At 44.7% G+C, this 21,536-nt stretch carries 16 protein-coding genes; 3 read left to right on the top strand and 13 right to left on the bottom strand.

The features are described 5' to 3' along the window. Window positions 1-473 precede the first annotated feature (473 nt). The 3 genes from SWOO_RS14885 to yfcC all read left to right on the top strand — a co-directional run bounded on the left by SWOO_RS14885 (window position 474) and on the right by yfcC (window position 3,835). Window positions 474-677, top strand: a complete 204-nt coding sequence (locus tag SWOO_RS14885) for a DUF997 family protein (RefSeq protein ID WP_012325489.1) — start codon at window positions 474-476, stop codon at window positions 675-677. Then, complete coding sequence (panF, locus tag SWOO_RS14880) at window positions 670-2,115, top strand: sodium/pantothenate symporter (protein ID WP_012325488.1); 1,446 nt, start codon at window positions 670-672, stop codon at window positions 2,113-2,115. Before SWOO_RS14885 ends, panF begins: the two co-directional genes overlap by 8 nt. A 178-nt stretch (window positions 2,116-2,293) precedes the next feature. Beyond that, a complete protein-coding gene (yfcC, locus tag SWOO_RS14875) occupies window positions 2,294-3,835 on the top strand; it encodes a putative basic amino acid antiporter YfcC (protein ID WP_012325487.1) in 1,542 nt (513 codons plus the stop codon). A gap of 73 nt (window positions 3,836-3,908) precedes the next feature. On the opposite strand, the gene SWOO_RS14870 is transcribed toward yfcC, so the two are convergent. The 13 genes from SWOO_RS14870 to nuoE form a co-directional block, all read right to left on the bottom strand. Further along, the gene (locus SWOO_RS14870; RefSeq protein ID WP_012325486.1) at window positions 3,909-6,599 is read right to left on the bottom strand and encodes a TonB-dependent receptor; all 2,691 of its coding nucleotides are present in this window, start codon (window positions 6,597-6,599) and stop codon (window positions 3,909-3,911) included. Between the two features lie 541 nt (window positions 6,600-7,140). Then, window positions 7,141-8,109, bottom strand: coding sequence for a TDT family transporter (locus tag SWOO_RS14865; RefSeq protein ID WP_012325485.1), 969 nt, complete (start codon window positions 8,107-8,109; stop codon window positions 7,141-7,143). Window positions 8,110-8,239: 130 nt separating this feature from the next. Continuing rightward, the gene (locus tag SWOO_RS14860) at window positions 8,240-9,322 is read right to left on the bottom strand and encodes a methyltransferase (protein WP_012325484.1); all 1,083 of its coding nucleotides are present in this window, start codon (window positions 9,320-9,322) and stop codon (window positions 8,240-8,242) included. Window positions 9,323-9,464: 142 nt separating this feature from the next. Then, complete coding sequence (locus tag SWOO_RS14855; RefSeq protein WP_012325483.1) at window positions 9,465-10,886, bottom strand: NADH-quinone oxidoreductase subunit N; 1,422 nt, start codon at window positions 10,884-10,886, stop codon at window positions 9,465-9,467. Beyond that, on the bottom strand, window positions 10,883-12,496 hold the full coding sequence (locus SWOO_RS14850; RefSeq protein ID WP_012325482.1) for a complex I subunit 4 family protein: 1,614 nt from the start codon (window positions 12,494-12,496) through the stop codon (window positions 10,883-10,885). Before SWOO_RS14850 ends, SWOO_RS14855 begins: the two co-directional genes overlap by 4 nt. Further along, window positions 12,493-14,361 (bottom strand): NADH-quinone oxidoreductase subunit L, encoded by a 1,869-nt coding sequence (nuoL, locus tag SWOO_RS14845; protein ID WP_012325481.1) that lies wholly within the window; start codon window positions 14,359-14,361, stop codon window positions 12,493-12,495. The genes SWOO_RS14850 and nuoL overlap by 4 nt, the downstream gene beginning before the upstream one ends. A gap of 1 nt (window position 14,362) precedes the next feature. After that, window positions 14,363-14,665, bottom strand: a complete 303-nt coding sequence (gene nuoK / locus SWOO_RS14840; RefSeq protein ID WP_012325480.1) for an NADH-quinone oxidoreductase subunit NuoK — start codon at window positions 14,663-14,665, stop codon at window positions 14,363-14,365. After that, complete coding sequence (locus SWOO_RS14835) at window positions 14,662-15,279, bottom strand: NADH-quinone oxidoreductase subunit J family protein (RefSeq protein ID WP_012325479.1); 618 nt, start codon at window positions 15,277-15,279, stop codon at window positions 14,662-14,664. Before SWOO_RS14835 ends, nuoK begins: the two co-directional genes overlap by 4 nt. A 45-nt stretch (window positions 15,280-15,324) precedes the next feature. After that, complete coding sequence (nuoI, locus tag SWOO_RS14830) at window positions 15,325-15,840, bottom strand: NADH-quinone oxidoreductase subunit NuoI (RefSeq protein WP_012325478.1); 516 nt, start codon at window positions 15,838-15,840, stop codon at window positions 15,325-15,327. Between the two features lie 12 nt (window positions 15,841-15,852). Continuing rightward, window positions 15,853-16,806, bottom strand: a complete 954-nt coding sequence (gene nuoH / locus SWOO_RS14825) for an NADH-quinone oxidoreductase subunit NuoH (protein ID WP_012325477.1) — start codon at window positions 16,804-16,806, stop codon at window positions 15,853-15,855. Next, on the bottom strand, window positions 16,803-19,646 hold the full coding sequence (nuoG, locus tag SWOO_RS14820; RefSeq protein WP_012325476.1) for an NADH-quinone oxidoreductase subunit NuoG: 2,844 nt from the start codon (window positions 19,644-19,646) through the stop codon (window positions 16,803-16,805). Before nuoG ends, nuoH begins: the two co-directional genes overlap by 4 nt. Continuing rightward, window positions 19,633-20,997 carry an NADH-quinone oxidoreductase subunit NuoF gene (nuoF, locus tag SWOO_RS14815; RefSeq protein WP_012325475.1) on the bottom strand — a complete coding sequence of 455 codons (1,365 nt, stop codon included), beginning with the start codon at window positions 20,995-20,997 and terminating at the stop codon, window positions 19,633-19,635. The genes nuoG and nuoF overlap by 14 nt, the downstream gene beginning before the upstream one ends. Beyond that, window positions 20,997-21,536: an NADH-quinone oxidoreductase subunit NuoE gene (gene nuoE, locus SWOO_RS14810; RefSeq protein ID WP_012325474.1), complete on the bottom strand. Its 540-nt coding sequence runs from the start codon at window positions 21,534-21,536 to the stop codon at window positions 20,997-20,999. Before nuoE ends, nuoF begins: the two co-directional genes overlap by 1 nt.

The following is a 21,536-nucleotide window of genomic DNA, read 5'->3' as shown; positions in this document are numbered from 1 at the left end:
TCTACCTGTGACTTCCCTATATGAAAAAAACGACCATTGAAACTATCAATTAAATTGATGGATGCAGAGTTGTGATTTTAGTGTGTGTAAAAGGGCTTAACAAGCAGAGTTAGCGGTGACGTAGTAGAAGTTAGATGAGCCTCACCCTTTTTAGGTAGATGAGGGTGGTATTCAGTTTATTTTAAGCTTTTTATCAAAATAATCTGTAGGTTACAAAATTGAGTTTTGGTACGTATCGAAGATATAAAATCAGTATTGTGCTCTTTTTCATCTAATTTGGATGTTAAAGCACTTTACTTATTTAGCTGCTTATTTCTGTTTATTAGAAAGTGTTAGAGCGATTTGAGTTACTTTTTACTAACAAACTCAAGGCCTCATTATTCAGCCTTGGCCTGAGTGTGAGTTAATCGCTAGTCAGTTGGTGATGTTTAGGTATAAAATCTGCCGTCTGATTTTACTTCCCATGTTTGATTATGTTTTCACTCTCTAAAACAGCACTAATCCTAACCGCGGTTTATTTTGTCTTGTGGTGTGCAGGTCCCGTGCTTATTGATGAGACTTGGCTTTGGTTCGGGATGCCAGTTTGGTTTTGGTTCTCCTGTATTGTTGCGCCTGTCGCATTGATTTCGTCTCTTATTTTTTTAGTGGGCTTTTTACAGGGAAATGCTGATGACTAATCTAATCCCTGTACTTATCTACTTGGTACTAAGTTTGGTTATCACTCGATGGTGGAGTAGTCGTCAAGCCGATGTTGGCCAACTACATCAAGATAAAGCTAAGCGTTTTTTCATCGGTGGATTCTTCCTTAATGGCCCGATGCTAGCCCTAACCTTGGTGGCGACTTATACCAGCGCAAGCTCCTTTATTGGTGGGCCAGGCGCGGCATATCAAATGGGGCTTGGTTGGGTGTGGTTAGCCTTGATACAGGTGCCTGTGGCCATATTAACCTTAGGGGTGTTAGGTCCTAAGTTTTTAGCAATGCGTAGTGCAGAGCATACAACTTTAATCGAGTGGCTCGACAGTCGCTACCAACATCCATGGTTAAGCAGCTTGGCTATTGTGAGCTTAGTTATGGGGTTTATTGCCATGATAGCGGTGCAATTTATTGGTGGAGCTCGCTTATTTTCTGGCGTGAGCGGTATAAGTTATGAGATAGGGTTAGGCCTATTTGTGCTAACGGTGCTGGGTTATACCTTAACTGGTGGCTTTAGGGCGGTGGTGTTAACCGATGTCCTTCAAGGGGGGGTGATGCTTGCCGGATTAATTTTACTCTTTGGCTCAATTTTGTCTCAGGGGACGCTGCCTGAGTTGATGGAGAAAGTGACGGCATATTCACCGCAGATGCTAAGCCCTCATGGAGTGAATGACTATCTCGGTTGGCCTATGATGCTCTCATTTTGGGTATTGATCTGTTTTGGTACCATGGGGCTTCCCCATACTTTGGTGCGCTTGTTAGCGGTTAAAGATAGTCGCTCTTTGATGCGTGGTATGGTGTGGGGGACGATAATCTGCTTTTTGATGACCTTGCTGCCACACTTGTGCGGTGTATTTGGCCGAGCACTTTATCCTGAGTTAACAGTGCCAGATGAGATAATGCCTAGATTGATCTCTGGCTTGTTTCATCCATTTTGGGCTGGTGTGCTGCTTGCTGCGCCCATTGCAGCTGTAATGTCTTCGGTAGACTCTATGCTGCTTCAATCTGCTGTAAGCTTAATTCGAGATGGTGTGATGAAACAGTATCCGAGATTGAGCGCCACTAGGCAGATTAAGCTAACGCGAGTTGCCATGTTGCTAATAACGGTATTGGCGACCTATTGGGCGATTGAGCCACCAGAGATGATAGTGTGGATCAATTTAGCCGCGTTTGGGGCGCTGCAGGCTGTATTTCTATGGCCCATTATTGCAGGGGTGTTTTGGAAAAACATCAGTGGGAATAGCGCATTTGGTGCCATGGGAGCAGGGTTGATAAGCTATCTTGTTTTCCAGCTTAACGCTCCACTTGTGTGGAAGATCCACCCGATAGTTCCCGCTTTAACCATCTCTTTGTTGGTTATGTTACTGATCCACGCTCTCAGCCCTCAGGCGAATGTTAAGGCATTGGACGGTGAATCTTAAATAGAATAGAGAAGGTGAGGTTTATCGTGATCTCTGCTTAAACAGATAATGAATGGACCTCAGCTTATTTAACTCACTCATAATTATCGTTAATTTTTTATACTTATTGCTATAATCTACACACTCCTACGGAATTAGTTTATATTTGCGGCCATATAATAATTAGAATGGTCTCAGTATGGACAGAACAGTAACAACTCCTTCCCATGATAGCTCCTTAGGGAGTGTTAGTCGCTGGCAGATGCCAGATACCTTAGTTATCATTTTTTTTGTTGCCGTCGTGGCAGCAATGCTCACCTATTTTATTCCTACCGGCTCATTTCAAACCCAAGAGGTGACCTACCTTGCTGATGGTGTAGAGAAGAGTCGCAGTGTCATTGACCCTAGCTCATTTGCCTATGCGCTTGATGATAATGGAGAGCCTAAGTTAGCACCGGTTGGTTTATTTGAAGGCCATGGTGGTGCTGGTTTTTTTAACTTTGCTTTTGAAGGCTTAGTGTCAGGCTCCAAGTGGGGCAGTGCTATCGGCGTTATCATGTTTATGTTAGTGATAGGTGGATCCTTTGGTGTAGTGATGGCTACGGGGACCATAGACAATGGTATCTTGAAGCTGATCGACAGAACACGGGGAAATGAATCACTTTTTATTCCAGTTATCTTTGTGCTGTTTTCACTTGGTGGCGCCGTTTTTGGTATGGGAGAGGAGGCGATTGCTTTCGCCATTATCATCTGCCCGTTAATGATACGGCTGGGATATGATGGGATCACGACGGTTATGGTGACCTACGTTGCGACTCAGATAGGCTTTGCTAGTTCTTGGATGAACCCCTTTAGCGTCGCGATTGCACAGGGGATTGCTGGGATCCCTGTTTTATCTGGCGCAGGTGTGAGAGTGATGATCTGGTTTGGGTTCACGCTAATGGGGCTTATCTTTACCATGCGTTACGCCAATAAGGTTAAGCTCAAGCCGCAGCATTCCTTTAGTTACCACAGTGATGCCTATTTTCGAGAAAATCAGAGTAAAGCTAGCTTAGAGAGCCGGTTTAATTTAGGTGATATTCTCGTGCTCGTCACCATTATTGCGACGATAGCTTGGGTGATCTGGGGCGTGGTATCTCAAGCTTGGTTTATTCCTGAGATCGCCAGTCAATTTTTCACTATGGGGGTTGTGATTGGCATCATAGGTGTGATTTTTAAGCTCAATGGGATGACAGTTAATGATGTGGCGACAAGTTTTAAGCAAGGTGCAGCCAATATGCTTGAGCCCTGTATTTTAGTTGGCTGTGCATCGGGTATTTTAATACTGCTTGGCAATGGTGGACCCAGTGAGCCGAGCGTGCTTAACTCCATACTCAATAGTGCAGGGGAGCTTATCGGTCAGCTTCCTAATGCCCTTTCAGCATGGTTTATGCTGATTTTCCAATCGGTATTTAATTTCTTTGTGACCTCAGGTTCAGGACAGGCTGCGTTGACTATGCCATTAATGGCGCCGCTTGCTGATATGGTCGGTGTAACTCGCCAAGTGTCTGTACTTGCATTTCAGCTCGGAGATGGTTTTAGTAATGCAATTGTGCCGACATCGGCGTCATTAATGGCGACATTAGGCGTGTGCCGCGTGGACTGGGGAGACTGGCTCAAATTTATCTGGCGTTTTATGCTGGCGCTGTTTGTTGTATCCAGTGTGATCGTAGTTAGTGCGCACTATTTAGGGTTTAGTTAATCCACTATAGATAAGAAAAAAAAACGGCACCTTAGGTGCCGTTTTTCTTTCAATCATATTAAGTGAAGGAGTCTTAGAACTTCACTTCACCTTCTAGGAACCATTCACGACCGCGTGCGTTGTAGATTGAGCGCTGGTAATGTGGCCATGATGTTGCTGTTGGATCAAAGTTTGGTCCAGCATCAAATAGGTTAACGACACCAGCCTTAACTTTAATATCGTCAGTGATGGTGTAACCAGCTGTCAGATTCCACTTAGTTTGTGAAGCAACTTCGTGTGCACTTTCGTCGAACTCAGTACCAGCATTTTCAGCTGACTCTTTGAATGACTTGTACTGCATGCCATGCATGCGAGCAGTGTGATAAGCACCTAAAGTTGTTTCAAAATCATCGATAAACCAACCAAGTACTAGGTTTGCACGGTATTGAGGCAGTCCACCATTATCTATGTCATCTTCAACAGGGTCTGTTGGAGCAAGCTGACCTTCAGATAACAGAATATATGTACCCTTGAAGTTAAGTTTAAGCTCACCTAGATTGTTAAGATCCCAGTTATAACCTGCGGATAAGTCGATACCACGAACTTTTTGGAAGGCTAGGTTTTGAGCAACAGCATCAATATGAGTAATGGTACCATCGGCATCACGTGTCAGCATATTTTCATATTGCTCATATTCACGCGCGGCTTTACTTGCACTGATGTCACTGACCATGTCATCAAGCTTCCACTCCCACAAATCTAATGATGCATTGAGAGACTCTCCTCCCCATACCGCACCTATACTTGCTGTGTAACCTGTTTCTGCTTCTAGATCTTTATTTGCACCCGTTTTAGTGGTGATATGCAGTTCATTACAGATCTCGTTGATTTTTGTATCTGAGTGAGGCTGACCAGGCGTACCACCCATAGCTTGACACTGTTTGAAGTCAATAACTTGGTTGAAACCATTAGTTGCATCACCGTATACACGATGCATATCTGGCGCGCGGAATACACTGCTGACAGAACCACGAACAAGCAGTTCCTCAAGAGGGCGGTACTCGATTGCAATCTGTGGCGATAAGTTACCACCGAAGTCACTGTATCTATCATAGCGAACTGCAGCATCGACAGTTAGCACATCCAAAACTGGAATACTTAGCTCTGCATAAGTCGCCCAGAAAGAGCGATCACCTGCACCTGATGAACCACCAGTTGTCAGGATGTTGCCTTTAGCTGACTCAGAGTCTGACTCTGTTTGGTAATCTTGCTCTGTATACTCTGCACCGAAAGCGAATAGAGCATCGCCTTCAGGCATCTCGAAAGCGCTACCTGTAATATTAGCCTGAACATTCTTTTGAGTTGATTGTGCTTTCTCAAAAGGGGAGTAAGATGCTGCTTCAACATCATCAGCAGTCATGTTTTTTAGTAGAGAGTTACCGTTGTCACCTGCAGTGATGTAATCAAACATACCTGCAACTGTTGCATAGCCACCACGGAAAACATCTACATTGGTACGCCCATAGTTTACAGAGGCGTCCCAGTTGTAATCTTCAAAAACTACACCTTCAAGGCCTGCGGTGAAGAAGTAATTACGAGTTTTAGTTTCACCCATACGGTTGCTGAATTCGTGTAGACGACGAACGTAGTAGTAGTCACCGTCTGTTGCGTTAGCAAAGTCACCACCGAGTGCTGTCGTTTTGTCTGCAAATGTTTTGCTCAGGTCACCATTGCTGACTGTTAGGCTGTTACCATCAACCTTAATGTTGTAGTCATTGATTGCCATTGGCTCAATACGGGTAGTTGATTTTGCTTCTGCAAAATCTAGACGACCCACAAAGCTAATGTCATCTGACAGCTCGTAGTTAAAGTTTGTAGAGCTGATAAAACGTGTGCTTTCTGGTTGAAGGTCGCGCCATTTTGAACGGTCATAACCACATAAATTACGCGCTGCATCCCAGAAGAATCCACCCGCTGTACACTCTGCATCGGTTAATGCGCGAGCACCTGAGCCGCCAGCTATACGCGCACCGTATGAGCTATATTGAGAAAACTCACTGTGAGGTACTTTATCGGTATGAAGACCAAAGTTTTCACGATCAGTCGCTTTTAATTGTTGATTGTCAGTAAACTCAATAAAGCTTGATACGTTACCACGATCTGATGATGCACCAACAGAAAGTGCTATACGATCACTTGCTCCACCACCTTCAAAAGTGTCACCGTGGCGGTATTTAAGAGCAATACCTTCAAAGTCTTTTTTCAAGATGATGTTGATAACACCACCGACAGCATCTGCACCATAAACGGCTGAGCCACCAGTCTGTAGAATTTCAATGCGTTGTACAGCTTCCATTGGAAGGTTAGCTGTATCAACGAAGTTATCGGTGCCATTTGCAGGTTTTGGGTATTGGTTAAGACGCTTACCATTAATCAGTGTCAGAGTTCGACTTGGACCTGCACCGCGAAGACTGATTGATGAGGCTGCTGGAGTGAAGCCGTGTACTGATTGAGTCGTCATTGCACTTGTTGTGGAAGTTAGGCTTTCTAGTGCATCTTGAATGTTTGTAAAACCTTGTTTTGCCATATCATCAGCGCTTAATACGGTTACTGGAGTTGCAGTTTCCATATCGGTACGCTTAATACGTGAACCTGTAACTTCAATTCTTTCTACTTTTTCATCATCTGTTGCTGCAAAAACTGCTGGTGCAGTCAGTGCTGCAGTTGCTGCGCCACTGATTAATGAAAACCGAATAGCTTTAGCTATTACTGAATTAGACAACATATTATTATCTCCCTGATATAACTTTAAGTATTATTATTAGTTTTAATTGTTTGTTTCTTGTTTTTAGACAGCTTAAATAGTTTTTGTTTTGTTAACTACCAGTGTCCAAGTCTGGATATAAACACATACTGATAACAGGTGCAATCAGCTTTAAGTTGTTACTCAAACTGAGCTAAGTGCCATTTTTTGCAACAGTTTTTCATACAGGTCATTAACAAGAGGGTAGTTTTTATAGTTTTTATCAGTGCGTTATGAGAATCGAGGCGTTATTTCACTCTGTAAAGGAGAAGTTTTTGGTTAAATAAATGTTTTTAGTTAACACTTTGGTAATAATATATTTTTAGTTTTTTATCATTTAAGTTAAAATTAACATTGTATTCTTTATGAGTAAGTGTGAGCTTATTTTACCGAATGCTTAACTGTATTTAATTTGACCGATTAATGGAGTGTTTAACTTACATTATATTTAAAATGTTAAATTTAATGTGTTGTAAAAAGCTATTTTAATGTTTAGCTCATTGTCCTTTAGTTTCAATATTTCTTAGGCGGGTAGAATATTTGACCTGTAGTGAGAAAGGTAGCGATATGCGACATACAGCACAACAGCTGTTGAGATGAACAACTCTAGTTGCGCAGCATGTGCAATCATATCGGTAAACTGACTTTCGCCAAAGGAGTGACTTAGCCAGTGAGCTGCTTTAAATAGTGCTGTGGCACCTATTACCATAGGAAAGGTGAAAGCAGCGTAGCCAGGTGAGAATGGCAACCTTAAAAGATGAAAGAAGGCTAAATAGATAACGCTAGTCATCAATAACGCTATGCTAAGCAGGAGTGCAACGATCACCAATGAAGGCTGGCTAGTTACGGTTAAATATCCAGCCAGTGATAGACTTGCTGGTGCAGCCATTATCGCTATGGTTGGTTTTGCAGCCTCGGCTATCGGTGCACAAAAAATCAAACGATATAACATGATTGGGAGCATAATGAGGTAGCAAGTCATGCCAAAGTTAAGTGTCGCGTTTGCCAGCCATTGGTACTGAACTCCTGGGAAGGTTACCGCGGCAACTATGATCCCAATGGGTGGTACAAACCAGCTTGGCACCATATGTTCGAGTTTAAAATCGATAGCTCGAAAATAGATGAACATAGCTAAGAAGACTAAATGTATGGCTATTGATGCAAGCCATAGAGAGAGTCCAAGCCTTGGTAGGTAGAGCCCCAGTGCATTAGAGACGACCATTAGGCCCATGGCAAAGGTTGGGATCACGCTGCCAACCACTGGGTGTGAAAGTTCCTGCTTTAAGATAGTTGGATGAAGGACGAATTTAATCACCAATGTCATTAACATGATTGCTGCAACAGTGGCGCTGATTAACTGACCGCGCCCATGCATACCTGGTAGCATGTTTTCCCATGCCCAGCCCAAGCTGGCAATCGCCAGTGCCAGCCCAGCCATAGGGCTTGGTAATTTCGATGCATGATGTGAGATTTTTTTGAATGAAGATTTCATCTCTATTTTCCGGTAAGTAATCTATGAATAGATAGTAGGAGAATAGAAGTGGTAAGAAAATTTGATTTTAATTAGCCATAGATTAAATTAAACTTAATCTATGGCTAATGGTAGAGCGTTATAAAATTGGCTAGAGCTGCGTTGGTTTTCGTTTGCACCTTAAGAGGGTGTGACCTAAACCTATCTCATCGATATCCTCATCCACATAGAGGCCAGCCTGTGAAATTAGCGTTAGCATCTCTTTTGAGTGATACATACGGCTGTCACCGTTTGCCATCGCCGTGAAATAGATAGAGGTTGCGTTAACACAATAGGCTCCCGCTTCAAAAGGTTGTCTGTCCCAGTAGGTCTCCAAAATACAGAGCTCACTATTGGCACTCATGCTTTGGGCTGTGCGAGTTAGAATACTCAGAATTTGCTCTTTTGAGAAACAATCAAGAAATTGACTCATCCAGTAGAGATCACCATTTGGACAGAACTCCTGAGACTCTTTGAGCAGATCGCATTGAAAGCCTGATACTCTATCGGCGACGCCTTTCTCTTCGGCATTTTTTAGGGCGACCTTTAATTGCCCAGGAAGATCCATGATGGTGACTTTGACATTGCTATCATAAGCCGTACAAGCTAATGCCCATTTGCCTGTGTTACCACCTACGTCGACAATGTGTGCTGGTTTAGCTTGGAAAATTAAGGGAAGAAGCTGGCCAAAGGCATGGTCTGAATAGTAATGATCGAACTCAAACCAGCTCTTTTTTACCTGGTCGGGTAGTTCGCTGAGGGTAGGGTAGATAGTGTTCCAATCACCGAATACTTTAAGTCCTTTTGGCTTACCTTCGACTAATGAAGCTTCAAGTTCAAACATGCCTTGATAGCAAACGTCATGAACAAAGTTGAGATTGACCTTTGCCATATCGTCCTCAACTAAGAAATGGCCAATTTTATCGAGGAGATACCTATCCTCTTTCTGCCAAAGCAGACCCATGCTAAGTCCCATATCGATAAGAACACTAATTGCGTATTGTGACAGTTCGGTCTTTTTCTCAATATCATCTAAGGAGCAACCTTGCTCTGCTGAGGTATCTATCTGTTCTAAAATGCCGAATTTAAGTAGACAACGGGCAACCTGGAAGCTGATGGGAGCGAATGCGATTTTTTGTGCTTCAAATTTTGCGTCGAAAGCGCTGATCTTCATGGGAGATTGGTAAAAAGCCATAGATATTATTGTTCTCATTTTTCAAGATAGGGAGACCTTATCATGATCAACTTGAGTTTGAGTAGGGATTTGATCAATGCATAGGACAATTGAACAGATATCAGGAGTGCTAGGCTCTTATTTTAATTGAAGTGATAGGTTATTAACCAACAACACTTTTAATTGTGTCTGCAAACAGTGCGGGGAATGTTCCTAGGCCCATGATGAGTAGGATAATGAACCAAAGACTGGCGACCTCTCCAGAAGTTGAAGGGCTGCTATGAGGGGATTGTGTTGCTGATAACATCACCATAATAACTCTAAGATAAAAGAACAGCCCAATAACACTCGCGATAACTAAAAAGGGAAGTGGCCAAGTAACCTGATAAGAGACACTGGCGGTCACCAGATAAAACTTACCCATAAAACCGAGCGTTAAAGGGATCCCCGCCAGCGAAAGCATAACGATACTGAGGCTAGCTGCATGCAGTGGCTTGCTCCAGAAAAGTCCTGTTAACGCTTCGAGTGATTTTCCCCCCTCTAGTTTCATTAAGATTGAGAAAGCCCCTGTTAAGGTGATGAGGTAAGCACTGAGGTAGAAGAGTAGTGCTTCGAGTGGAAAGGTGGGGTTATCTAAAAGATCTGCATTATGGTTAAACAAAAACAGTAGAATAAGCAGGTAGCCAAAATGAGAGATAGAGGAGAATGCTAAAATACGTAAGATACTATTTTGGAGCAGGGCCAGTAGATTCCCAATTAACATTGAGGCCACAGCTACCACACCAATAAGAGTCAAGACTATCTGGTTTTCTTGCCAATTACCCAAATGAAAGAGCTTCCAAAGTACGACAAATGAAGCCAATTTGGACACGGTAGATAAAAGAGCTGTGGTGGGGAGCGGTGCACCTTCGAAAATATCGGCAACCCATAGATGACAGGGAACGAGAGAGAGCTTAAAGAGGAGTCCTATCAAAATAAAGATGAGCCCCGCTGTGAATAACATAGAGGATGGGTTTGTGTTGTTTACATTATCTGCAAGATATTGGAATGAGAGGTTGCCTGTTTGCAGGTAGACAATGGCGATACCCATTAACATAAAGGCTGAGGCTACCGCTGACAGTATGAGGTACTTAACTCCCGCTTCTTGACTGCTTAGCTGACTATGTGAGTAAGCAATAAGTCCAACAAAGGAGAGGCTCATCAGCTCTAAGGTTAAAAAGAAGCTGGCAAAGTGCTCACTCACTATCATGCCCAATGCGCCTAAGCTGGCAAGCAAGAGTAGAAGGTAAAACTCCTCCTTGTGGTTAGCCTCGTGTTTTTCGAGCCAAGTGTGTAGTTGTAACCAGAGAAAGATCAGTATGCCTAGCAGTAGAACACTGAGTACTCCACTCATTGAAGAGAAGGTAAATAGCTCGTCAGAAAAATGAGAAGCGCTTAAAAGAGAGCATTGACTCACACAGGCTATGCAAAGCCCTGTGCCAGTAATGTAAAATGCTAATTGGTGGTTGCGTTTTAGGGCGATGACAAGCAGTAAAACCAATATTGCAATGCTAATGATTATCGCTGGGAGGTAATGAAGGCTCATAACTGGACCTCAAATAGTGGGCTTTCAGGCTGTAAAGGGGACTGAATAAGCGAGAGTATCTCCATCAGCGAGCTATTCACTAATGTGAAAATGGGTTGTGGATGTAACCCCATTACTATCAGACCTAAGCACATCAACATCAGGGTTAAGCCCTCTTTAACACTAAGGTCTGTGACATAGCGTGTGTGAGCATCACTATGGTGTTTTGCTCCTAAATCTGCCGAGCTGTTATCGATGCCGTCTCTTGAGCTGTTATCACTTGATTTTTCATCACTCAAACTAGTCTCAAGCTTTAAGTTCATACCGAAGAAGCTTTTTTGGATCATGCGTAGTGAGTAAACCGCTGCTAATATCAAGCCAGAGCTAGCCACTATTGCGAATATTGGCGCCTGCTTAAAGGTGCCTAAAAGCACCAGTAACTCTGCTATGAAATTCCCCATTCCCGGCATCCCCAAAGAAGCTACACCAAAAAAGAGTCCCATGGCTGATAGTTTAGGCAAGGTGTGCCAGAGTCCACCGAGATGGTTGAGATCGCGAGTGTGGAATCTATGTTGTATCAGTCCAACTAACATAAACAGAGCGGATGTACTCAGTCCGTGAGCCAACATCTGCATAACCGCGCCTTGAAGCGCATAAAAGTTGAAACTAAAACAACCCAATAATACAAAACCCATATGGCTGACACTGGAGTAGGCCACTAAGCGTTTAAGATCTGTCTGTGAGAAGGCCATGATGGCGCCGTAGATAATACTCACACCTGCTAGTGCCATCATCAGAGGAGCCCAAAATTGTGCGGATTCTGGAAATAGAGGCAGCACAAACCTAAGCAATCCATAGCCACCAGTTTTGAGAAGCACCGCAGCTAAAATAATACTGGCAGGAGTGGGAGCCTGAGTATGGGCATCGGGCAACCAGGTATGGAAAGGAAAAGCAGGTAGCTTGACAATAAAAGCGATAATAAAGCCCAAGCAGATCCATTTAGCTAACTCTGATTGGATGGGAGATTGAACTAACACCTGATAATCGAAGCTTAGTATGCCAGTCTGCTGATAATGTATGACAGTCAGCGCGATAATACTCAATAACATCAATAGGCCGCCAGCCTGAGTAAAGAGGAAAAACTTTAAGGCAGCGTAACGACGGTTTTCATTTCCCCAAATAGCGATAAGAAAGTACATGGGAACCAACATCACCTCCCAGAAGACGAAGAACAGCAGCAGATCCATCGCCAAGAAGACACCAATAATCCCAGCTAAAGTCCATAGGTAGTTGCCATAAAAGAAGCCCCTATGTTGATTAATCTCGCTCCAAGCAGATGATAAACCCACAAGTCCCATCAACAGAGTCAAAAGTAGTAAGACAAAACTCAGTCCATCCATAGCAAGGTGTGCGGTGATATTGAGCCTAGGGATCCAAGCCCTCGGCTCATCAACTAACCACAATTCCAAGTCTTCTATGTTACTGGCCAGCTTAATGGAGATTAGGAAGGCTAACGTGACGAGTGTGCAGATAGCGGCTATCCACTTAGGGGCATCTTGATGCACACGTTGGCTCCAACATGCTAAAAAACCACCAATAAGTGGCAATATCACTAAAGTAAGTAGCATCATTGTGTTAGCCCCCAAGCGATGGCCAAGACGCAAAAAATCACTAAGCTGGCGCTATAGTGCCGTAGTTGCCCTGTTTGAAAGCGGTTAAGTTGCCGATAGAGGAGCGAGCTTAAACGCTCAAGTTGCCGATAAAGCTGATCGACAATATCTCTGCGGTTATATGCACTGATGAGTCTGAAAGGCTTAACTAATATAAGGTGATAAAGACTATCGAAAGCCCAGCCTGAATGTAAAAAGCGCTGTAGTTGCTGCTTAGCGCCTACTGAGGGTTGACTCGGCTGACTATTAGGCGTGAACATGCCTTTAATAAACAGAAACCAAGCTAAAATGACGGTTAGTACGGGCAAAAAAATGGGTAGCCAGTGTTCTAGTGCGCTAAGAGGGGGAGCTGTTATCAGTGATTGTTCAAGAGCTGCAAAGTGGGCAAATACGCCTTGAGGCTGTATACCTCCTATGAGTGACAGTAACATTAATGCTATGAGGACTGCTGCCATCGCTCGGGGAGTATTATGGGTACTTGGCCTGCTTAACTTACCAAAAAAGATGACAAAAAATAGCTTGGCACTATACAGCGCCGTAAAAAATGCACCAACAACGCCCCCCCACCAGAGTATAGGCTGTTGAGCAAACAGCGTCCGCTCCAGGATAAGTTCCTTACTAAAGAAACCTGAGGTCATGGGAAGCGAAGCAAGCGCAGCACACCCAATGCCGAAGGAGAGCGCCAATAAGGGTTGAGATTTTCTTAGTCCTCCCATCTTAAAGATATTTTTTTCATGGTGCATGCAGTAGATAAGAGCACCGGCACTAAGAAAAAGTAGGGCTTTAAAGAAGGCGTGGGTCATGAGATGAAAAACGGCCGCAGAGGCTGAACCAACGCCAAGTGCGAGGAACATGTAACCCAGCTGGCTGATGGTGGAATAGGCGAGTATGCGTTTAAGATCAGTTTGAGCCAGTGCTGAAGTTGCACCTAAAATTAGAGTAATAACACCGACAATAGCAATAAAATGAAGTACATCAGGAGCTAAACTAAAGAGTTCGATATTTCTGGCCACTAAGTATATTCCAGCGGTGACCATGGTTGCTGCGTGGATTAAGGCGCTGACAGGTGTTGGGCCCGCCATCGCATCGGGCAGCCAAGAGTGAAGCGGTACTTGGGCAGACTTACCTGCGGCCCCAGCAAAAAGAAGTAAACAGCACAGGCTAGTGAGCCCTACAGCTCCTTTTGTTAAAAGTTCACTGTTTTGTAAAAGTTGCTGAGAGTGTGCCTGTATCTGTTGAATATTCAGGGTGTCGAATTGGTAAAAAATTAAGATGATGCCGATAAGCATGGCGGTATCACCAATACGGGTGATGATAAATGCTTTGTTTGCCGCCTGACTGTTTTTAACCTCTCGATACCAAAAACCGATAAGCAGGTAACTGCATAATCCCACGCCCTCCCAGCCCAGATAAAGCAAGATCAGGTTGTCGGCGAGCACCAGAAATAACATGGCTGACACAAATAGATTTAGATAAACAAAGAAGCGACAAATATCCGCGTCCTCTTTCATGTAGCTGGCCGAGTAAAGGTGTATCAGCGCGCCGATACAAGTGATGATGGTGATCATCACCAGAGAGAGAGGGTCGAGATAGAGAGTAAAGCTCAATGAAAGCTTATCGATGGTCAGCCATTGACCCAATGAAGTCTGCAGCACAAATTGTGTCTGGTCCCAGAGTGCTATATTAAGGCTTACAGCTAATAGTGCTGCCAAGCTCACCGAGCCCACCCCGATGACTTGTGTCGTCGCAACTTTAGGTTGCCAGAAAAGCAGTAAGCAGGCGCTAAGCAGTGGTAGTAGTGGGATTAAGCTAAGCAATATGTCCATATTAGCCTCGCAACTTAGTCAGAGTGTCGACATCGAGGTTTTGTTGTTGTTTGTAGATTTGTACGACTAAAGCCAGACCCACAGCGACCTCTGATGCGGCTAAAGTGAGTACCAATAGGTACATTATCTGGCCGTCATTATTTCCGTGAAGGTTTGATGCCGCTATAAACAGTAAGATGATGCCGTTCAACATGATCTCCAATGAAAGCAAGATAAAAAGCAGGTTCCTCCTGCTTAGCAGGCCAAAAGTACCTATGGCGAAGAGCAAGAAGCTTAATATTATGACCCAAGTGGTATCTATCATGGGGCTGCCTCCGACGCTTTAGACTCTGAGTCCCCATTCACAGGCGAGTTTTCGGTAAGCCTAGAACTCTTTCTCGCAATATGTATGGCTGCAATTAGGGAGGAGAGCAGTAACATTGCAGCGATGATGACCAGCAGTTTATAGGGACCATATAACTGTTTCGCGAGTGATTTTACTGAGGTGAGTGAGGGCGTTTTGCTGCTCGTTGAAAGTTGCTGGCTTTCACTGTTAACCGTATTTAAAGGGGTCAGTGAAGGGGAATTATCTAACGGTGTTATGCCGATCAGTAATAGCTCAATGACCAGTATTACAGCCAGTAAAAGAGGGCCCTTGGCAGTTTTGAGGCTAAATAGTGTCTTCTCATCTATGATACTTTGCTCGCCTTGATGCAGCATCATGGTGACAAAAACAAACAATACCATGACGGCGCCTGCATAAACGATGATCTGCAGCGCCGCAGCAAAGGGAGAGCCAAATAGGAAGAAAATAAGTGCGATGGCGATCATCATAGTGACCAGATAGAGCAAAGCATGCACTGCGTTATGGGCTGTGACGGTTAATAAAGCTGAGATGACACAGACGATAGCTGTAGTAATAAAGATTATCTCAATCATAATCCTGCCCCTTTGCTGATGTTGAGGAAAAACTGCTTTTAACCTTCATGGTAATAAGCTCCTAACATTGATGGGAGACTGCTCATTGTGCGCCTCACCTTTCCCCTTTCCATTAATCGCTTTACCACTGACTTTATAGAAGTTGTAATCATGGTATTTTCCGGGACCTGAGATAAGCAGGTGCTCTTTTTCAAACACCAGATTTTGTCTGTCATATTCAGCCATCTCCACATCCGGTGTTAACTGAATGGCGTGGGTAGGGCAGGCCTCTTCACAAAATCCACACATGATGCAGCGTGAAAAGTTGATGGTGAAGCTTTCTGCTTCCCAACGCCCATCCTCCTTCTCGGTTTTGACCACAGAGATACAATCAACAGGGCAAGCGACTGAGCAAAGGTTACAGGCAACGCAGCGCTCCTCACCATCGGGGTCTCGGGTTAAGACGATACGGCCACGGTAACGAGGTGAAAGGTAGGGTTTCTGCTCTGGGTACTCGACAGTGTCCGCACGAGTAAAAGTGTGCTTTAGGATTGTGATGAGTGTTCTGATTTGACTTAACATGCCACGCTCCTTTTAAAAACCTAAAGTTAATTGCCATACTGCGGTGAGCAGCAGGTTTAACAGTGCCAGTGGGAGTAAAATTGACCAGCCAAAACTCATCAGTTGATCGTACCTAGGTCTAGGTATTGCTGCGCGCAGTAAAATGAAAAACATCACAAAGAGAGCCGTCTTAAGCGTAAACCAGATAACTGGTGGGAGTATTGGTCCCTGCCAGCCTCCAAAGTAGAGTGTGGTGATAAGCGCGGAAATAAAGATGACACCTAGGTACTCACCAATAAAAAACATACCAAACTTCATGCTGGCGTATTCGGTATGGAAACCAGCTACAATTTCTGTTTCTGCTTCGGGAAGATCAAAAGGAGCGCGATGACTTTCAGCCACGCCAGCAAAGAGAAAGAGTAAAAATCCTAATGGCTGACTGAGAATAAACCAGTACTCACTTTGTGCCGCCACTATCTCATTGAGACTGAAGCTACCAGCGATAACCACGACGCCCATTAAGGCTAGCCCCATAAATACTTCATAGGAGAGCATCTGCGCTGCGGTTCGCATTGCCCCTAAAAGTGCATATTTACTGTTTGATGAAAACCCTGCCAACATAATGCTGTATACAGATAGGGAGCTTAGTGCCAATACAAATAGCAGGGCGTTATCAAATTCAACTATCTGAATATCTGGCGAGAAGGGGATAATCGCGAAGCCCAGCAGCGTCATTATCATTAAGATCATAGGCGCAATAACAAATAGCGCTTTGTCTGCAAAAGGCGGGATCCAATCCTCTTTTGTGAAGATCTTTATCATGTCGGCAATCACTTGGAGTAGACCAAAAGGGCCGACTCGGTTAGGCCCTAATCTGTCTTGCCAAATGCCTAATAAACGGCGCTCAAGCCAGGTTGACCAAGCTGCGGCAAGGAGCAGAACAATAAGAATGATGAGTGGGGTTAGTAACGCGCTAAGTTCAATCATCTCTCCTCCTCATTTGATAGAGGCTGAACACGCTCTTGCGTTGACGTCTCTGATCGTTTTTGTGCAGGGAGTGGCGTTAATCTTGCCCAAGTTCCAAGCTGTCTAAAGTCGCATGTTGGAATCGAAATAGTGTTCTTTGCTTGGTTTGAGTCGAATAGGCACTCAAGCGCTACTTGAGATCTATCTGAGCGCAGTCTAATTTGCTGACTCTCTTCTAGTTGCCATTTTCTTGCTGTCTCAGGATGTATGCGGGCAAGCTTTTGTGGGGCCAATGAGGCAAGCGCTTTTGAGTAACTGGCTAATTCAAAATCGGCGTAAAGGTTAGCACTGGGAGTTAACCTAACCTGTTCACTATCTAATCGCACCGAGGAGTGAGTTTGCTGATAGCCTAAGTCTTTGGGTTGCGACTTAGGTGAGAAGATCCGCACTCCTTGAGTCCATGGGGAGGTGGTACTACTGCTCTGCTCCCTCGTGTGATTAACACCAACACGACTTCCAGCTTGATCTGAGTTCCACTTAGGTGACCACTGATCTGCAGGTAAAACTGAAATAGGTTGCACCAGTGTTTGTCTAAATCCTGCTACTCCCTCCATTGAGTGAGTAAAGGGGCCATTTAAATCTATAGGAGGCTGCTCCTCTTTGACATGTTCAACAGCATCAATGGCGGTTCGAGAACTGGATCTAACAGCTTGTCTGGCGACCCTAAAAGGGGATAACTCATTAAATCTGGTTAATTCAGCAAAGGTTTCAATGGCTTTTAGCTGTGGGAATCGCTCGGATACCCATAAGACCAGTTCGCTATAGCTGGGTGTGCCTATTTGAGTCGATAACCACTGCCATGGGGCTAATCTCTCCTCGATAGGCGCCATAGTCGCGAACGAGAACTGTAGTCGACCCTCTGAGCTTAAGTAACAGCCGTAGGACTCTGCAAAAGAGGTTGCGGGGAGAATAAGGTCGGCCATAGCGGCAGTTCTAGTCAGTAACTGGTCGATGACGACTATCTGTTTGACTTGGTTGAGTGCATCATCGAGCTGGAACTTGTCTAAGTAACGGTAGAGATCTGTTTCCAATATGATTAATGTTTCGACTGTGCCACTATTTAGCCGCTTAAGGAGTGAGTCTAGCCCCTGGCTTCTGTTTTGTTGGTCGGAGTTCGTAGCAATCATACCGAGATGAAGATCATTTCCCGCTTGAGTAACGGCATAAAAGCCAGTGTTTTGCTTTAGCCGTTTTAGGGTGTCGGCTATCTCAATACTCAAGGAGAGTAGCTTCAAATCACGGTGTTGTACGCCAGTTATCACTAGTGGATACTCAGCTGCTATCAAGTCATTAACTATTGCCTTCGCCTCGCTGGATACGGGTTGCTCAGCTTGTGAGTTCAGGTGCGCTGTTAACAGTGAGGCGATCTCTTGAAGTAGCAATGTCTGCTCATCGGAAGTTAATACTATGCTTTGAGTTGCTATGTCGCTAAGTTCACTCCTATGACTCTCCAGTATATGTATCGGTGAGAGTGTGGTTTGGGTTATGTTGCGCACTGCATCATCTTGCCAATATTTGATCCCTAACTTGGCCGCTTTTTTAAGCCCTGCATTTCGACTCATCTGCCTTAGACTTAAAGCAAGTCTTGGTGCCGTGTGGGTGATATCTTCATTAATGATCAGTGCAGCATCACATCGCTCTACTTCCGCTAAGGATATTGGGCTTAGTGAGGTTTCTTGGTAGGCACTACACAGCTTATTTAATAACTGAGCATGGTTATCATCGATACCTAAGTAAAACTGCTGCTGGCCAACTAGTCTAAGCAGCGCTGCATTATTCTCAATATGGGTGCGTACAGAGCCCACTGCGATGCAGTTTTCATTTGGAGTATCACAATACTCTGTCAATAGTGTTTGAGCCTGTTCTGGCGTTAATTTATCGGTAGTTTTATGTTCATTATTACGTTTAAGTGGCCACTCAAGTCGCTCATTATGATTGATATGTTCATAACCAAATAAGCCAGTGTTACAGAGAAAGTGGCCATTTACCTCGTCATGGTGACGGTTTGTTATCCTTCTAATGCTGCCGCTACGTTGGCCTAAATTTATATTGCAACCAAGGCTGCAGTGGGGGCAGATGGCGGGGGCTGTTTGTAGATCCCATTTACGACTGTAGTGGTGTGAGAATGGCTTATCGGTAAATACGCCTGTGGGGCAGACTTGTGCAAGGTTTCCCGAGAAGTGACTCTGTAATACGCCTGACTCTGCTCGGCCAAAATAGAGGTGGCTTTTAGAGCCAAACACATTGAGATCTTTATCGCCACAGTAATCACGGTAGAAGCGAACGCAGCGGTAGCAGCCGATGCAGCGGTTCATCTCATGGTTGAGTAGCGGGCCTAAAAACTGATTAAGATGGGTGCGCTTTTTCCCTGAATATCGTCGATTAATGTGCTTACCCATCAAGGTCATATCTTGAAGGTGACAGTTTCCTCCCTCTTCACAAACTGGGCAATCATGGGGGTGGTTGGTCATGATCGCTTCAATGTTGGTTTCCCTAAACTGCTGTGATTTGTCATCTTTAAGAGAGATGATCATACCTTCAGTTAACGGCGTCATGCATGACATGACCAAGCGGCCTCGGGTATCTTCACTGTTTTGATATTGAGTGACGGCGCATTGCCTGCAAGAACCGACTGAGCCCATGGCTGGATGCCAGCAAAAGTAGGGCAGATCTAAACCAAGGGAGAGGCAGGCCTGCAGTAAATTCTGTCTCTTCTCTACGCTATAGCTTTGATTATCTATTGTAAGGGAGATTAAGTTGTCAGTGTTCTCTGGTAAGAGTGATTGATTAGAGCTGCTCATATTTGTCACCCCCAGAACCTTTGATACAAGGAGTGCCTATCTCATCAATACCTTGTCTTTTTTTATCATGAAAAGGGCAGCAAGCTTGGCTAATGTGAGCTTCGAAATCTTCTCTAAAGTATTTCAGCGCGCTCTGTAGGGGCTCGACAGCTCCTGGGGCTAATGCACAAAATGTATTGCCAGGGGCGGCAAAGCGGCATAGCTCTTCAAGTTGAGTGATATCCTCTGGCTCCCCCTCTCCACGCTCAATTTTCTCAAGTAAGACCTGAGCCCAAGGCAAGCCGTCACGACAAGGAGTACACCAACCGCAGGACTCTTGAGCAAAGAATTTAATAAGGTTGAGCACCATAGCCACTGGGCAGTATCTGTCATCCAATATGATGATGGTACCTGTTCCCATTCGGCTACCCTGTTTGCCAATGGTGTCGTAATCCATTGGAATGTCCAGATGCTCTGTCACTAAAAAGTCAGTGGAGCCGCCACCGGGGAGGAAGCCTTTAAGTGTGTATCCATCACACATGCCACCTGCGTGTTGCTCTATTATCTCCCTGATCGGTGTGCCCATTGGTAACTCCCAAAGACCTGGTCGTTTCACTCTGCCACTAACACCAAATATTTTAGTTCCCGCATCATCGTTAAGGCCCAGCTCTTTAAACCATATGGGGCCGAAATTGATGATATGGGGCAAATTACAGAAGGTCTCAACATTGTTGACTATGGTGGGCTTTCCCCATAGGCCCGCTACTTGCGGAAAGGGAGGTTTAGCCCTAGGGTTGGCGCGTTTCCCCTCCATGGAGTTGATTAAGGCGGTCTCCTCCCCGCAGATATAGCGCCCTGCGCTGGTGTGGAGGTGAATATCAAAATCTAATCCGCTTCCCAGTATATTTTTCCCTAATAGGTTGGCATCTCTGCACTCTTGAAGTGCTTTAGTCATGCGCTCCTCTGCTAGATAATAATCCCCACGAAGAAAGACATACCCAATAGATGCCCCTAAAGTCTGTGCACCGATCAGCAAGCCTTCAATGATCTGGTGAGGGGTTTTCTCCATAAGCATTCGGTCTTTAAAGGTACCTGGCTCCATTTCATCGGCATTAACGATGAGATAACGGGGGGAGGGAGCGTCATCGCCTCGAGGCACAAAACTCCATTTTAGCCCTGTGGGGAAGCCGGCTCCGCCACGGCCTCTAAGGTTAGACTCCTTTAAAGTATCAAGGAGTTGTTCTTGACTCTGGGTTAAAGACTTACGAAAACCTTGGTAGCCACCGTGGTTTTGATATTGCTCAATTGACCAGCAATTCTCATTATCTGTGATAAAGCGAGTTAGCGGGTTATGGGGTAAGGTTTGGTTCATCAGCTCACCTCGCCAAATGTACTGAGTGTGCTGAGTAATTTAGGAAGCTCATCTGTTGTCATATTTTCGAAGAGTTGTTTGTTGGCTATCATCACTGGGGCCTTATCACAGGCGCCTAAACAGGGCAGTGGGATCAGGGTAAAACGATTGTCAGTTGTGGTTTCCCCTGCCGTGATGTTTAGTTGCTGCTTCAGGCATTGACGAATATGCTCCCCCCCCATTAAGTCGCAGCTGATCCCGTCACAGGGATGCAACACCACTTTACCGACTGGCTGCCGAAAAATAAGGTTGTAGAAGGTGGCAACACTGTCAAGATCGGCAACTGGGATCTGAGTGTAGAGCGAGAGGGCATGCAAACTAGCATCACTTACCCAGCCACGCTCAGCCTGTATCAACTTGAGTGCATCAATCGTGATCCCCGCAAGTTGTGGCGAGTGGGAGATTAACTCATCGATACCCTGTTGCTCTTTTGAGCTCAACGAGATCTCTGCGGTGTCAACGACAGAGACAGGGATGGTTTGTTGCTCTCTAGTTGCCAT

Origin of the sequence: Shewanella woodyi ATCC 51908, from assembly GCF_000019525.1 — a bacterium.
GTDB classification, from domain to species: domain Bacteria; phylum Pseudomonadota; class Gammaproteobacteria; order Enterobacterales; family Shewanellaceae; genus Shewanella; species Shewanella woodyi.
This window is presented reverse-complemented; position numbering and strand designations above follow the sequence as displayed.